Source organism: Streptomyces sp. NBC_00385 (genome assembly GCF_035917155.1).
Taxonomy (GTDB): domain Bacteria; phylum Actinomycetota; class Actinomycetes; order Streptomycetales; family Streptomycetaceae; genus Streptomyces; species Streptomyces poriferorum.
The window spans coordinates 1,925,482-1,940,582 of sequence record NZ_CP107951.1 but is presented as its reverse complement, the minus strand read 5'-3'; the positions used below and the strand labels follow the sequence as shown (position 1 = coordinate 1,940,582).

Annotated in this window: 11 protein-coding genes; 9 read left to right on the top strand and 2 right to left on the bottom strand. The window is 71.4% G+C overall.

Features of this window, described 5'->3' with window-relative positions; genetic code table 11:
- Positions 1-10 precede the first annotated feature (10 nt).
- The 6 genes from OG959_RS08350 (at position 11) to OG959_RS08325 (ending at position 6,821) form a co-directional block, all read left to right on the top strand.
- Complete coding sequence (locus tag OG959_RS08350) at positions 11-1,159, top strand: ABC transporter ATP-binding protein (protein WP_326657576.1); 1,149 nt, start codon at positions 11-13, stop codon at positions 1,157-1,159.
- Positions 1,156-2,082, top strand: a complete 927-nt coding sequence (locus OG959_RS08345; protein WP_326657575.1) for an ABC transporter permease — start codon at positions 1,156-1,158, stop codon at positions 2,080-2,082. The genes OG959_RS08350 and OG959_RS08345 overlap by 4 nt, the downstream gene beginning before the upstream one ends.
- The gene (locus tag OG959_RS08340) at positions 2,082-2,882 is read left to right on the top strand and encodes an ABC transporter permease (RefSeq protein ID WP_148021210.1); all 801 of its coding nucleotides are present in this window, start codon (positions 2,082-2,084) and stop codon (positions 2,880-2,882) included. The genes OG959_RS08345 and OG959_RS08340 overlap by 1 nt, the downstream gene beginning before the upstream one ends.
- A gap of 23 nt (positions 2,883-2,905) precedes the next feature.
- Positions 2,906-4,321 (top strand): NAD(P)/FAD-dependent oxidoreductase, encoded by a 1,416-nt coding sequence (locus tag OG959_RS08335; RefSeq protein WP_326657574.1) that lies wholly within the window; start codon positions 2,906-2,908, stop codon positions 4,319-4,321.
- A 136-nt stretch (positions 4,322-4,457) separates the two neighbouring features.
- On the top strand, positions 4,458-4,907 hold the full coding sequence (locus tag OG959_RS08330; protein ID WP_326657572.1) for a hypothetical protein: 450 nt from the start codon (positions 4,458-4,460) through the stop codon (positions 4,905-4,907).
- A gap of 87 nt (positions 4,908-4,994) precedes the next feature.
- A complete protein-coding gene (locus OG959_RS08325; protein WP_326657571.1) occupies positions 4,995-6,821 on the top strand; it encodes a chitinase in 1,827 nt (608 codons plus the stop codon).
- Here the strand turns inward: OG959_RS08325 and OG959_RS08320 are convergent.
- Positions 6,772-7,590, bottom strand: a complete 819-nt coding sequence (locus OG959_RS08320; RefSeq protein WP_326657570.1) for a phosphatase PAP2 family protein — start codon at positions 7,588-7,590, stop codon at positions 6,772-6,774. The two genes, OG959_RS08325 and OG959_RS08320, sit on opposite strands and share 50 nt — an antisense overlap.
- Positions 7,591-7,738: 148 nt before the next feature.
- A complete protein-coding gene (gene gabT, locus OG959_RS08315; RefSeq protein WP_326657569.1) occupies positions 7,739-9,079 on the bottom strand; it encodes a 4-aminobutyrate--2-oxoglutarate transaminase in 1,341 nt (446 codons plus the stop codon).
- 298 nt (positions 9,080-9,377) lie between these two features.
- Here gabT and OG959_RS08310 point away from each other — a divergent pair, with 298 nt between their 5' ends.
- The 3 genes from OG959_RS08310 (at position 9,378) to OG959_RS08300 (ending at position 15,089) form a co-directional block, all read left to right on the top strand.
- Positions 9,378-11,825, top strand: coding sequence for an ATP/GTP-binding protein (locus OG959_RS08310; RefSeq protein WP_326657568.1), 2,448 nt, complete (start codon positions 9,378-9,380; stop codon positions 11,823-11,825).
- 117 nt (positions 11,826-11,942) lie between these two features.
- Entirely contained in the window at positions 11,943-13,511 is a 1,569-nt protein-coding gene (locus tag OG959_RS08305) for a PucR family transcriptional regulator (RefSeq protein ID WP_326657567.1), read from the top strand.
- A 132-nt stretch (positions 13,512-13,643) separates the two neighbouring features.
- On the top strand, positions 13,644-15,089 hold the full coding sequence (locus OG959_RS08300) for an aldehyde dehydrogenase family protein (protein WP_326657566.1): 1,446 nt from the start codon (positions 13,644-13,646) through the stop codon (positions 15,087-15,089).
- Positions 15,090-15,101 lie beyond the last annotated feature (12 nt).

Below are 15,101 nucleotides of genomic sequence, written 5' to 3'. Positions count from 1 at the left end.
ACTGCGATCCATGACACAGCAGCAGACAGGCGGCGACGTCCGCCTCACCGGGATCAGCAAGACGTACGGCTCCTTCGCCGCCGTCCAACCGCTCGATCTGACCGTCCCGCAGGGCTCCTTCTTCGCGCTGCTCGGCGCGTCCGGCTGCGGCAAGACCACCACCCTGCGGATGATCGCGGGCCTGGAGGAGGCCACCACCGGAACCGTCACCCTCGGCGGCCGGGACATCACGGACCTCCCCCCGTACAAGCGGCCCGTCAACACCGTCTTCCAGAGCTACGCGCTGTTCCCGCACCTCGACATCACGGAGAACGTCGCCTTCGGACTGCGCCGGCGCGGCATCAAGTCGGTCAAGAAGCAGGTCGACGACATGCTGGAGCTCGTCCAGCTCGGCGACTTCGCCAGGCGCAAGCCCCATCAGCTCTCCGGCGGCCAGCAGCAGCGCGTCGCCGTCGCCCGCGCCCTGATCAACCACCCGCAGGTGCTGCTCCTCGACGAACCGCTGGGCGCCCTCGACCTCAAGCTGCGCCGCCAGATGCAGCTCGAACTCAAGCGGATCCAGACCGAGGTCGGCATCACGTTCATCCACGTCACCCACGACCAGGAGGAGGCCATGACCATGGCCGACACCGTCGCGGTGATGAACGCGGGCCGGGTCGAGCAGCTGGGCGACCCGGCGGACCTCTACGAGAACCCGCGGACCACCTTCGTCGCCAACTTCCTCGGCACCTCGAACCTCATCGAGGGCGAGGTCGTCTCCACCGGCACGGACATCGTCGTAGCGGCCGGGGGCGGCAAGCTGCGGCTGCCCGCCGACCGCTGTCCGGCGCCGACCGCGAACGGCGGCAGGCTGCTCCTCGGCATCCGCCCGGAGAAGATATCCCTCACGCACCGCGACGACGCGGACGAGATAGCCGAGGGCCGCAACCGGGTCACCGGCCGCATCATCGACTCCAGCTTCATCGGGGTCTCCACGCAGTACGTGGTGGAGAGCCCGGCGGGCAAGTCCCTCCAGGTCTACGAGCAGAACGTCGAGAGGCGCGCACGGCTCACCGCCGGGGCCGAGGTCGTCCTGCACTGGAATCCGGCCCACACCTTCGGTCTGGACGCCGCCCAGGACATCGACGCCGGCGTGGAGACGGTGGAGGACGCGGCGTGAGCCTCACCAAGGAGGCGCCACCGGCCCCCGCGGCCGAGCCGGTCCTGCGCAAGCCCTCCACCCGCAAGCGCCTCGTGCCGTACTGGCTGCTTCTGCCCGGCATCCTGTGGCTCGTCGTCTTCTTCGCGCTGCCACTGGTCTACCAGGCCTCGACCTCCGTACAGACCGGATCCCTGGAGCAGGGATACGAGGTCACCTGGCACTTCCAGACGTACTGGGACGCGCTGACCGACTACTACCCGCAGTTCATCCGGTCCCTGCTGTACGCGGGCACCGCCACGATCCTGTGTCTGCTGCTCGGCTACCCGCTCGCCTACCTCATCGCGTTCAAGGCCGGCCGCTGGCGGAACCTGGTGCTGGTGCTGGTCATCGCGCCGTTCTTCACCAGCTTCCTGATCCGCACGCTCGCGTGGAAGACGATCCTCGCGGACGGCGGCGCGGTCGTCGACGTACTGAACACGCTGCACGTCCTGGACGTCACCAGCTGGCTCGGCTGGACCGAGAACAACCGCGTCCTGGCCACACCGATGGCGGTCGTCTGCGGTCTCACGTACAACTTCCTGCCGTTCATGATCCTGCCGCTCTACACCTCGCTGGAGCGGATCGACGGCCGGCTGCACGAGGCCGCCGGGGACCTGTACGCCACGCCCGCCACCACCTTCCGCAAGGTGACGTTCCCGCTGTCCATGCCGGGTGTCGTCTCCGGGACGCTGCTGACCTTCATCCCGGCCAGCGGTGACTACGTCAACGCGGAACTGCTGGGCTCCACCGACACCAAGATGGTCGGCAGCGTCATCCAGACCCAGTTCCTGCGCGTCCTCGACTATCCGACGGCGGCAGCGCTCTCCTTCATCCTCATGGCGGTCGTCCTGATCGCGGTCACCTTCTACATCCGCCGCTCCGGGACGGAGGACCTGGTCTGATGCCCGTACTGCGCTGGCTGCGACGCCATCTGATCGTCATCGCGGGTCTGCTGACCCTCGCCTACATGATCCTTCCGAACATCGTCGTGATGGTGTTCTCCTTCAACAAGCCCAACGGGCGCTTCAACTACTCCTGGCAGCGCTTCTCGACCGACGCCTGGAAGGATCCCTGCGGCGTCGCCGACATGTGCGGCTCGCTCTCGCTCTCCCTCCAGATCGCCGTCTGGGCCACGGTCGGCGCGACCGTCCTCGGCACGATGATCGCGTTCGCCCTGGTCCGCTACCGCTTCCGGGCGCGCGGGGCGATCAACTCGCTGATCTTCCTGCCGATGGCGATGCCCGAGGTCGTCATGGCCGCGTCGCTGCTCACGCTGTTCCTGAACATGGGTGCGCAGCTGGGCTTCTGGACGATCCTCATCGCCCACATCATGTTCTGCCTCAGCTTCGTCGTCACGGCCGTCAAGGCGCGCGTCATGTCGATGGATCCGAGGCTGGAGGAGGCGGCCCGCGATCTGTACGCAGGGCCGGTACAGACCTTCGTGCGGGTGACCCTGCCGATCGCCGCCCCCGGAATCGCCGCGGGAGCGCTGCTCGCCTTCGCGCTCTCCTTCGACGATTTCATCATCACCAATTTCAACGCGGGTTCCACCGTCACCTTCCCCATGTTCGTCTGGGGCTCGGCACAGCGCGGCACGCCCGTACAGATCAACGTCATCGGCACGGCGATGTTCATCATTGCGGTACTGGTGGTTCTCGCCGGTCAGCTGATCGCGAACCGGCGCAAAAAAGCACGACCCTGAAAGTCCCGAAGGAGTTGGAAACCATGGCCCCAGCTGCCATGCGTACTGCCGCACAATCACTCGCCGACGCGAAGCCGGTGTCGTTCTGGCTGGACGACCCCGGCAGGCCCGAGGCGCTCCCCGCGCTCACCGGTGACGAGCACTGCGATCTGCTCGTCATCGGGGGCGGCTACAGCGGACTGTGGACCGCGCTGCTCGCCAAGGAACGCGAACCGGAACGCGATGTCGTCCTGATCGAGGGGCACGAGACGGGCTGGGCCGCCTCGGGCCGCAACGGCGGATTCTGCGCCGCCTCCCTCACCCACGGCCTGCCCAACGGACTGGAGCGCTGGCCCGACGAGATCAAGAAGCTGGAGGAGCTGGGCGCGCGCAACCTCGACGCCATCGAGGCGGCCGTGGCCCGCTACTCCATCGACTGCGAGTTCGAGCGTACCGGCGAGATCGATGTCGCCACCCAGCCCCACCAGCTCGAAGAGCTGCGGGAATGGCATCAGGAGTCCGAACGGCACGGCTTCGGCGGAGTCGAGTTCCTCGACCGGGAGGCGCTGCGTGCCGAAGTCGACTCACCGACGTTCCTGGGCGGTCTCTGGGACCGCAGCGGCGTCGCGATGCTGCACCCGGCCAAGCTGGTCTGGGGCCTGAAGCGGGCCTGTCTCGACCTCGGCGTGCGGATCTACGAACACACCCGCGGGCTGGAACTGGCCAGAACCGGAACCGGAATGGCGGTCCGCACACCGTACGGAAAGGTCCTCGCCCGCCGTGTCGCTCTGGGGACGAACATCTTCCCCTCGCTCGTGAAGCGGGTCCGCCCGTACACCGTCCCGGTCTACGACTACGCGCTGATGACCGAACCGCTGACCGGGGACCAGCTCGCCGCCATCGGCTGGAAGAACCGCCAGGGACTCGGGGACAGCGCCAATCAGTTCCACTACTTCCGGCTCTCCGCGGACAACCGGATCCTGTGGGGCGGATACGACGCGATCTATCCGTACGGCGGCCGGCTGAGCGCCGAACTCGACCAGCGCCCCGAGACGTTCCTCAAACTCGCCGGGCAGTTCTTCGAGTGCTTTCCGCAATTGGCGGGCGTGCGTTTCAGCCATGCCTGGGGCGGTGCGATCGACACCTGCTCCCGGTTCTCCGCATTCTTCGGTACGGCCCATCAGGGACGGGTCGCCTACGCCGCCGGATTCACCGGGCTCGGCGTCGGTGCCACCCGGTTCGGTGCCGACGTCATGCTCGACCTCCTCGCGGGCCGCCCCACCGAGCGGACCGCCCTGGAGATGGTGCGGACGAAGCCGATGCCCTTCCCGCCGGAGCCCCTCGCCTGGGCCGGGATCGAGCTGACGAAGAGGTCGCTGGCCAGGGCCGACGACAACGGCGGCCACCGCAACCTGTGGCTGCGGACGATGGACCGCGTGGGCCTCGGCTTCGACAGCTGACCCACAGGCCGCGGGCGGGTGACCCAGATCACTACCGATGGGTAGCCGAACCCGCGTAATGGATCGGCCCGACCCCTCTCTCCCCGGTGAACGCACCGGCGCCTCCTGCCGGTGCGACACGGAACGGAGGCCGGTCATGACGGGCGCGGGGGCCAGGGCAGCAGTCGAGTGGCTTGCATCGGTGGCACCGGATCCCGGCGCCTGCCGGTGGGAATGGGAGCGCGATCCGCGAGGGGTCGCGCTCCTGCCCGCCGGCCGGCGCTGGGACGTGCTGATCCTTCCGGGGGAGCTGGGCTATCCGACGCTCGACGTGCTCACCCGCCTCATCGACCGGCCGGGACCGGTCCTCGCCGGCTTCGGCGATGCCCGCATGGGCTTCTTCGTGCCGCCGGGCACGGCCGCCCGCTGGGTGGGCACGGGGGTGCGGGGCGCGGGCCCGGGTACCTGGATCGTCGTGCCCCATCCGGGGCGGGCCGTCGTCGGCAAGGTCCGCTGGCTGATTCCGCCGGACGGATCCGGCACGCTCACCGACGCCACGCTGCTGGAGCTGGCGATGCATGAGGCCGCGGCGGGAGGACGGGAATAGCGGGGTGGATGCCAGAGGTCTTGACAACCTGATTGGTCTGGACCATGTTGTGCGCCACACTCAATTCCCCCCTGCACGGAGGCCGTTGTGGAACGCACGGGACCCCCCGCCCGCATGACCGGACTTCTGGCGGCCTTCTCGGCCGCCCTGCTGGCCGTCGGCGGCCTGGCCGCGACGGCGCCGAGCGCCGCGGCGGCCGACGCCGATGTGGCGCGCAACGGCACCTTCGAGGCCGGCCTGACCGGCTGGAACTGTACGGGCGGCAGTGGAGTCGCCGTCAGCACGCCCGTACACGGCGGCACCTCGGCGCTGAAGGCGACCCCGGCCGGCAGCGACAACGCCAAGTGCTCCCAGACCGTGACGGTGAAGCCCAACTCCACGTACACGCTGAGCGCCTGGGTGCAGGGCAGCTACGTCTACCTGGGCGCGGCGGGCACCGGCACCACCGACGTGTCCACCTGGACGCAGTCCGCCGGGGCCTGGAAGCAGCTCACCACCACCTTCAAGACCGGTGCCTCGACCACCTCCGTCAGCGTGTACACGCACGGCTGGTACGGAACCCCCGCCTACTACGCCGACGACCTCACCCTCGTCGGCCCCGGCGGCGACCCGGTCGTCCTCCCGGCGGTCCCCGCGGGCCTCAGGGCCGGCACGCCCACCTCGTCCTCGGTACCGCTGTCCTGGACCGCCGCCACGGGCGCCACCGGCTACAACGTCTACCGGGGCGGAACGAAGGTCCTCTCCGCCACCGGCACGTCGGCGACCGTGACGGGCCTGACCGCCTCGACCGCGTACAGCTTCCAGGTCACCGCCACCAACGAGGCGGGCGAGTCCGCGAAGTCCGCCGCGGTCTCCGCGACCACCACGGCGGGCGGCGGAGGCGGCGGCGGCTCGGACCTCCCGGCCCACGCGCTCGTCGGCTATCTGCACTCCAGCTTCGCCAACGGCTCCGGCTACACCCGCATGGCGGACGTGCCCGACTCCTGGGACGTCATCGACCTGGCCTTCGGTGAGCCGACCTCCGTCACCTCCGGCGACATCCGCTTCTCGCTCTGCCCGGTCACCGAGTGCCCGAACGTCGAGTCCGTGGCCGAGTTCAAGGCGGCCATCAAGGCCAAGCAGGCGGCCGGAAAGAAGGTGCTGATCTCCATCGGCGGCCAGAACGGGCAGGTGCAGCTCGCCACCACCGCCGCCCGTGACACCTTCGTCTCCTCGGTCAGCAAGATCATCGACGAGTACGGTCTCGACGGCCTGGACATCGACTTCGAGGGCCACTCCCTCTCGCTGAACACCGGCGACACCGACTTCCGCAGCCCCACCACGCCCGTCGTCGTCAACCTGATCTCCGCGGTGAAGTCCCTCAAGGCCAAGTACGGCGAGAAGTTCGTCCTCACCATGGCCCCCGAGACCTTCTTCGTGCAGCTCGGCTACCAGTACTACGGCTCCGGGCCCTGGGGCGGCCAGGACCCGCGCGCCGGGGCCTACCTGCCGGTGATCCACGCGCTGCGCGACGACCTCACGCTGCTGCACGTCCAGGACTACAACTCGGGCTCCATCATGGGTCTGGACAACCAGTACCACTCCATGGGCGGCGCAGACTTCCACATCGCGATGACCGACATGCTGCTGACCGGCTTCCCGGTGGCGGGCGACCAGACCAAGGTCTTCCCCGGTCTCCGCCCCGACCAGGTCGCGATCGGCCTGCCCGCCTCCACGCAGGCGGGCAACGGACACACCTCGCCCGCCGAGGTCACCAAGGCGCTGAACTGCCTGACCAAGAAGACCGACTGCGGTTCGTACGCCACCCACGGCACCTGGTCGGGGCTGCGCGGCCTGATGACGTGGTCCGTCAACTGGGACCGCTTCAACAACTGGGAGTTCTCGAAGAACTTCGACGCGTACTTCGGCGGCTGAACAACCGCAGCGCCACCAGCAGCACCCCGCACAGCCACCAGCTGCCTGCTACGTCGAGAGGCCAGTGGTAGCCGCGGAGCACCAGACCGATGCCCGTCGCCACCGTCATCAGGACGGCGGCGACGGGCATCATCCATGGGTAGCGCACATACGGGGCGAGCAGGAGCGCCGCGGCGCCGTACGCCACGGCGGCGGTCGCGGCATGGCCCGAGGGGTAGTAGCCGGTGGCGTCGGTCAGCGGTCCCGGGCGGGCGATCCAGTCCTTGAGCGGGACGACAAGCAGCGGCACGGCCGCCATGGTCAGGGCGGCGGCTAGCGGCGCCCGCCGCTCCCCGCGCACCAGGGTCCACAGGATCGCGCAGCCGAGGACGGGGAGCGCGACCTGCATGTTGCCGAGGTCGGCGAGGAGTTCGGTGAGCCGCTCGGGGCCGTGTCCGACGAGGGCACGGCCGGCGCGCTCGTCCAGGCGGCGCAGCGGGCCGTCGGCCGCGATCTGCCAGGTGGTGAGTGCGAACAGGGCCAGCAGGCCCGACACCACGGAGAAGAAAAGGGCCGTCCGGCCCGGGACAGGGGGGGTTGTTCCGGGCCGGACGGTGGGACCGGTGTGCCGCGCGCCCCGGGGGGTGTGGGGCGGGCGGCCATCCGATCGGTGAGGAGTTCCGGAGCCGGAGGCTCCAGTGGTGTGCGCGAAGGCACAACCAGGACGGCGCTGGGGAAGCTCCGGCCCGGCATCACCCGCAGTCCCCTGCGGGCGGGGTGTTTCTCTCATCTGCGGAAACCGTACGTCAGGCGATGGGGGGACCGACAGCGGGAACGGTATCCCGCCATCGCCCCCGCACACCTTCTTCACAGGCCCTCACGCGGGCACCGGGCATCCGCGGAGAAAACGCCGTGCGCCGCCACCGGGGGCGGGCGGATCAGACTCCGGCGAACGCCTGCTCGAGCACGTCGAGGCCCTCGTTCAGCAGGTCCTCACCGATCACCAGCGGCGGCAGGAAGCGCAGCACGTTGCCGTACGTGCCACAGGTCAGGACGAGCACGCCCTCGGCGTGGCAGGCTTTCGCGAGCTGTGCGGCGGCCTCCGGGTTCGGGTCCTTCGTCCCCGCCTTCACCAGTTCGATCGCGATCATCGCGCCGCGGCCGCGGATGTCACCGATGAGGCCACCGTTGGGAAGCTTCGACTGCATCTCGGCGAGGCGGCCCTTCATGACCTCCTCGATCCGCTTCGCCTTCCCGTTCAGGTCCAGCTCGCGCATCGTCTCGATGGCGCCGAGCGCACCCGCGCAGGCGACCGGGTTCCCGCCGTAGGTGCCGCCGAGGCCGCCGGCGTGCGCGGCGTCCATGATCTCGGCGCGGCCGGTCACGGCGGAGAGCGGGAGACCGCCCGCGATGCCCTTGGCCGTCGTGATCAGGTCCGGGACGACGCCCTCGTCCTCGCAGGCGAACCACTGGCCGGTGCGGCAGAAGCCGGACTGGATCTCGTCGGCGACGAAGACGATGCCGTTGTCCTTGGCGAACTGCGCGATCGCCGGCAGGAAGCCCTTCGCCGGCTCGATGAAGCCGCCCTCGCCGAGCACCGGCTCGATGATGATCGCGGCGACGTTCTCCGCGCCGATCTGCTTGGTGATCTGGTCGATGGCCTGGGCGGACGCCTCCGCGCCTGCGTTCTCTGCACCGGTCGGCCAGCGGTAGCCGTAGGCCACCGGGACGCGGTAGACCTCGGGCGCGAACGGACCGAAGCCGTGCTTGTACGGCATGTTCTTGGCGGTCAGCGCCATCGTGAGGTTGGTCCGGCCGTGGTAGCCGTGGTCGAAGACGACGACCGCGGTGCGCTTGGTGTGGGCGCGGGCGATCTTCACCGCGTTCTCGACGGCCTCGGCGCCCGAGTTGAACAGCGCGGACTTCTTCGCGTGGTCGCCCGGGGTGAGCTCGGCGAGCTGCTCGCAGACCTCGACGTACCCCTCGTACGGCGTGACCATGAAACAGGTGTGGGTGAAGTCGGCGAGCTGGGCGGAGGCCCGGCGCACGACGGCTTCGGCGGAGGCGCCGACCGAGGTCACGGCGATGCCGGAACCGAAGTCGATCAGACGGTTCCCGTCCACGTCCTCGATGATCCCGCCGCCCGCGCGGGCGGTGAACACCGGCAGGGTGGAGCCCACACCTGCGGCGACCGTCGCGAGCCGGCGAGCCTGCAGCTCCACGGACTTCGGGCCGGGAATGGCAGTGACGACGCGGCGCTCCTGCGGAATTGCGGTCATGCGGGGCTCCTGGGGGTGTTTCGGACGCTTCTCTTTCTGCAGGCTAGGTGCGGGGAAGGGGGCGCGGCATGCTCCGATCGGGAGTGGTGGGGCGCGTGTCCTTGTCCGTGACGGACAGAAGGAGGTGCCGGGGCGTGTGCCCTTCTGTCCGTGACGGACAGAAGGAGGCGGAAGAGCGGTACGGGACGTGGGGCCCCCGGACCCGTCACTATCCGGGCGCGTTGCTGAACTCACCGTGTGCGCGCACTAGATTGGCCGGTGCAGCGGTCGGACCTGGCTGGTCAGGGGGCAACGGTTCATGGACAACGAAGGCACGCACGGCACCCGGGGCACGCGGGGTGCGCAGCCGCCCGACGGCCGGCCCGGGAGCTCCGTGCCGCATCCGGCCGGCCCGCCGCCCGCGACCCCGCCCGTGTTCCCCCCGACGGTCCCGCCGCCCTCCGCGCCACCCGCCGTCCCGAAGCGCCCCGCGACCGCCCCCGGGCAGCCCCGGCCGGCCGGGGCGCGGTCGGACACGGCCGAATGGCTGAACGCGGCACGCCCCAGGACCGAGCCGGGGGTGTGGCGGTACGCCCACGTGCCACGGCCCGCCGAGCGCCCGCCCCGTCCCTCGCTGGTGGGTCCGCTGGCGACGCTGGTCCTGTGGCTCCTGCTGTGGCTGCTGCTGACGGAACGGGCCGTCCCCTACGTGTCCAAGCCGATCGAGATCATCACCGGTCCCGAATGGTGGTCCTTCGGCGGTCTCAAGGAGGACGCGCCGGCGCTGGTGGTCAACTCCACCACGCTCTACTACCAGGTCCTGGTCCTCGGCCTGGGATTCTGGGCCGCCCGGATCGGCGGCTGGGCCCATGTCTTCCGCTACTTCGCGGGACCCCGGCTGGACCGGGCCAGGCTGCTGCTCTCGGTCTCCGGCGCGGTGGTCACCGTATGGCTCGTCTGGACCCGGCGGGTACCGCTCGCCGACATCATCCTGCCCGCCGTTCCGACCAGCTGGATGCAGGGCGGCGGCAACCAGTACGCGGCGCTCCTCGTCTCGCTCATCGCCTACGCCCTGATCGGTACCGCGATCGTGTGGCCCTTCGCCAGAATCGGCCAGTGGCCGGCGGCGCTCGCCCCCCTTCTCGGACGCGGTGAACCCGGCCCGGAGCGGCCCCGGACCGCTCCGGCACCGGCCGGACCGGACCTCGCCCACTGGCCCGAACTGCGGGCCGCCGGAATCACGGACGCCGCCGAGGCCCTCACCGCGGCCGTCCACGCCGACCGGATGAACGACATCGACTGCGTACGGCTGCGCCACGCCTGGGGAGCCGCCCGGACCCGGCCCGACCGGCGGGACTCCTTCACCGACACCGTGCTGCGCAAGGGCGCCGACGCCTATCTGCACCCCTCCGGCCGCCGGGACCTGCCCCGGCGGACCGCCGTGCACGACCCGCTCACCGGCCAGGTCCGGATCGGCGCCTGCGCCGACGACCCGCGCAACCCCTACGCGCGCCGCGGCTCGGGGATGGCACTGGAGCCCGCGTCGCTGGGTACCTCGCTGCTGGTCGTCGGACCGCCCGGCTCGGGGAAGACGGAACGGGTGGTGCGGCCCGTCGTCGAATCCCTCGCCCTGCGGGCGCTCACCGGCCAGGCGGCGGTGCTCGCCGTCGGCGCGGGCGGCGACCGGCTCGGCCCGGACGGTGCCTACGACGTCGTCGTCAGGATCGGCGACCCCGCGTCCCTGCACGACTTCGACCTGTACGGCGGGACGACCGACCCCGACGAGGCCGCGGCCGCCCTCGCGGAGGGCCTCGCCGGCGACCTCCCCGCCCCGGACACCCGGCGCGCGGCGACCGCGCTGGGCCAGCTGCTCGGCCCGTACCGTGCCGTTCACGGCACCTTCCCCGCCGTACCCGAACTCCGTGAACTCCTCGAAGGCTCCGCCACCGCACTGGACGGCCTGCGGCAGGCACTGCAGGCGTCCGGACACCACGCGATGCTGCGCGAACTCGACGCGCGGCAGCGCCAGGCGGGCGGCGCCGGTGACCCGGCGGCCGTCCTCGCCGACCGGATCGCCGTGCTCGACCGGCCGGCCTTCGCCGGGTTCTTCGCCACCGGGCCCGATGCCCGCCCGTTCTCGCTGCGCTCCCTGGAGCAGCATCCGCTGCGGGTGCGCATCGATCTGCCGGAGCGCGCGCACGCCGAGGCGTCCCGGCTGCTGGCCCGTCTGATCCTCGCCCAGTTCAACGCGATCACGGTGGCCCGCGCCGACCGATCCCTCTTCGTCTGCCTGGTCCTGGACGACGCGACCCACACCGTCACCGCCGAAACCGTCCGGGGCATCCGCCGGCTGCGCTCCGTCAACGCCGGGGCGGTCCTCGCCCTGCGCACCCTGGACGACGTGCCCGAGGAACTGCACACGCCGCTGCTCGGCGCGGTCGGCTGCACCATGGCCTTCCCCGGCGTCACCACCTGGGACGGCAAACGCTTCGCCGAGACCTGGGGCAAGGAGTGGGTCGAGGTCCGCGAGGTCGCCCAGCACGGCGTCTTCGCCGACCAGCCGCTCACCCGCGCCCTGCACGCCCTGCGGAAGATGGCCACCGGCAAGGCCGTCACCACGGACGCGGTGACCGTGCGCCAGGTCGAACGGGAACGGTGGTCCGCCTCCGGACTCGCCTACGAGCTGCCCGTCGGCCACGCGGTGCTCTCCCTCACCACGGTCGACGGCGAACACGCGCCCCCGCTCCTGGTGCGGCTGGGCGGCTGACGGAGGAAGGCGCGGCCGGTGCGACGGTGACGGGGACTCTGCCACCCTGGCAGAATCGCTTCGAGCCGTTCATACGGGACGGCGAAATCGCCCCCTCCCAAAGGTCCCCCGATCCCCATGCCCCCCACACTCGCCTCGCTCGTCCAGCACTCGGCGCTCAAACTCACGGTGCGTGCGGGGGCGGACCGGCTCGACGCGCCCGTGCGCTGGGCGCACGCGAGTGAGCTGGCCGACCCCGTCCCCTACATGGAGGGCGGCGAACTGCTCCTGGTCACCGCGACCAACCTCGACGCGGAGAACCCCGAGATCATGGGCCGGTACGTGCGACGGCTGGCCGGAGCCGGCGTGGTCGGGCTCGGTTTCGCCGTCGGGGTCACCTACGACGAGGTACCGCAGCCGCTGGTCGACGCCGCCGAGGAAGCCGGGCTGCCCCTGCTCGAAGTGCCGCGCCGCACCCCTTTCCTCGCCATCGCCAAGGCCGTCTCCTCCGAGATCGCCGCCGACCAGTACCGGGCCGTCACCGCGGGCTTCGAGGCGCAGCGGGAACTGACCAGGGCGGCTCTCGCCGGGGACGGCCCCGCCGAACTGCTCACCCGTCTCGCCGCACACGTCGACGGCTGGGCCGCGCTGTACGACGCCTCCGGCTCGGTCGTGGCCGCCGCGCCCGACTGGGCGGCCCGCCGCGCCGCCCGGCTCACCCCCGACGTGGAGCGCCTGCGGGAGCGCCCGGCGCCGGCCAGCGTCGTCGTCGGTGACACCGACGACCGCGTCGAGCTCCAGTCCCTGGGCACCGGCCGGCGGGTCCGCGGCGCGCTGGCCGTGGGCACCGGGGCGGCGCTGGGCACCGCGGAGCGCTACGCGGTGCACTCGGCGGTCGCCCTGCTCACCCTCACCACGGCCCGCTCCCGCTCGCTCCAGGGCGCCGAACAGCGGCTCGGCGCCGCGGTGCTGCGCATGCTCCTGGCCGGCCAGCCCGACCACGCGCGCGGCGTCGCCGGGGATCTTTACGGCGGGCTGCTCGACGCGCCCTTCCGACTGCTCATCGCCGAGGCCGCCGAAGCGTCGACCACGGCGCAGCTCAGCGAGGCCATGGAGACCGCCGCCGCCCGCTCCGGCGAAACGCTGCTGATGGTGCCCGAGGGCGAACGCCTCGTCGTGCTGGCCGCCGACGGAGGTGCCGCCGTCGCCGCCTGCGCCGCGTACGCCGAGGCGCAGGAGGCCGCGCCCCCGCGCGAACCGTCCGCACCGGACGTGGCCGTAGTCGTCGGGCTCTCCGCCCCCGCGGGACCCATCGCCGTGTCCGCCGCGTACAAACAGGCCGAGCAGTCCCTCTCGGTCGCCCGCCGCCGGGGCAGGGCCCTGGTCGAGCACGAGGAACTGGCAGCCGGATCCGTCCTGCCGCTGCTCGCGGACGACGCGGTCAGGGCCTTCGCCGACGGCATGCTCCGCGCCTTGTACGAGCACGACGCCAAGGGGCGCGGCGACCTCGTGGCCTCCCTGCGGGCCTGGCTCTCGCACCACGGCCAGTGGGACGCGGCCGCGGCGGACCTCGGGGTGCACCGGCACACCCTGCGTTACCGCATGCGCCGGGTGGAGGAGATCCTCGGCCGTTCGCTGGACGACGCGGACGTCCGGATGGAGCTGTGGCTCGCCCTCAAGGTCGCGAACCCCCCGACGGCTCAGTAGGTCCTCGCCCGCCTGCGACAATCCGGCGCACCGCGCCCCGCCTGTGCTCCACGCCGGACAAACGCCAGGCGGACACCACGGCCCTACGGTGGGGAGCGGAACACCCCACGCCATCGAAGGGCCGGAACCTCCATGACCTCCACCCACGCCTTCTGGCTGGCCGGCCGCGAGGCCACCGGCGAGGAAAGCTTCGACGTCACCAACTCCTGGGACGGGCGTCTCGTCGGCACCGTCAGCGTGCCCACCGAGGCCCAGGTGGAGGAGGCCGTCGCCGCCGCGCACGCCGTACGCGACGAGTTCGCCGCGACCCCGGCCCACGTCCGCGCCGCCGCACTCGACCACGTGGCCCGGCGCCTGACGGAGCGCACCGAGGAGATCGCCCAGGTGATCTCCGCCGAGAACGGCAAGCCCATCAAGTGGGCGCGCGGCGAGGTCGGCCGCGCGGTATCCGTGTTCCGCTTCGCCTCCGAGGAGGCCCGCCGCTTCAACAGCGGCGACGCCCAGCGCCTGGACACCGACGCCGGCGGCACCGGCCGTCTCGGCCTGACCCGCCGCTTCCCGCGCGGCACGGTCCTCGGCATCGCCCCGTTCAACTTCCCGCTGAACCTGAGCGCCCACAAGGTCGCCCCGGCCATCGCCGTCGGCGCCCCGATCATCCTGAAGCCCGCCCCGGCCACCCCGATCTCGTCGCTGATCCTGGGCGAGCTGCTGGCCGAGACCGACCTGCCCGCCGGTTCCTGGTCGGTGCTGACGGTCCCCAACGACCGCATGCCCGCCCTCGTCCAGGACGAGCGCCTCCCCGTGATCTCGTTCACCGGGTCCGCCCCGGTGGGATACGCGATCATGGACTCGGTGCCGCGCAAGCACTGCACCCTGGAGCTCGGTGGCAACGGTGCCGCCGTCGTCCTCGGTGACTACGCCTCCGAGGCGGACCTGGACTGGGCCGCGACCCGTATCGCGACCTTCTCCAACTACCAGGGCGGCCAGTCCTGCATCTCGGTACAGCGCGTCATCGCGGACGCCGCCGTCTACGACCGGCTCCTGCCGAAGATCGTCGCGGCGGTCGGGGCCCAGGTCACCGGCGACCCGTCCGACGCCGCCACCGACGTCGGCCCGCTCGTCGACGAGAACGCCGCCAAGCGCGTCGAGTCCTGGGTCGACGAGGCCGTACAGGCCGGCGCCCAACTGCTCGCCGGCGGCAAGCGCGACGGGGCCACGTACGCGCCGACCGTCCTCGCCGAGCTCCCCGAGGGCGTCACCCTGTGCCACGAGGAGGTCTTCGGACCGGTCCTCTCGGTCCAGAAGGTGGACGGCGAGGCCGAGGCGTTCGCCTCCGTGAACTCCTCCAAGTACGGCCTCCAGGCAGGCGTGTTCACCCACGACCTGCAGACCGCCTTCCGCGCCCACCGCGCGCTGGAGGTCGGCGGCGTGATCATCGGCGACGTCCCCTCGTACCGCGCCGACCAGATGCCGTACGGCGGCGCCAAGCAGTCCGGTGTCGGCCGGGAGGGCGTCCGCTACGCGATGGACGACTACACCTACGAGCGCGTCCTGGTCCTCACCGGCCTCGCCCTCTGAGCCCCTGCCGCC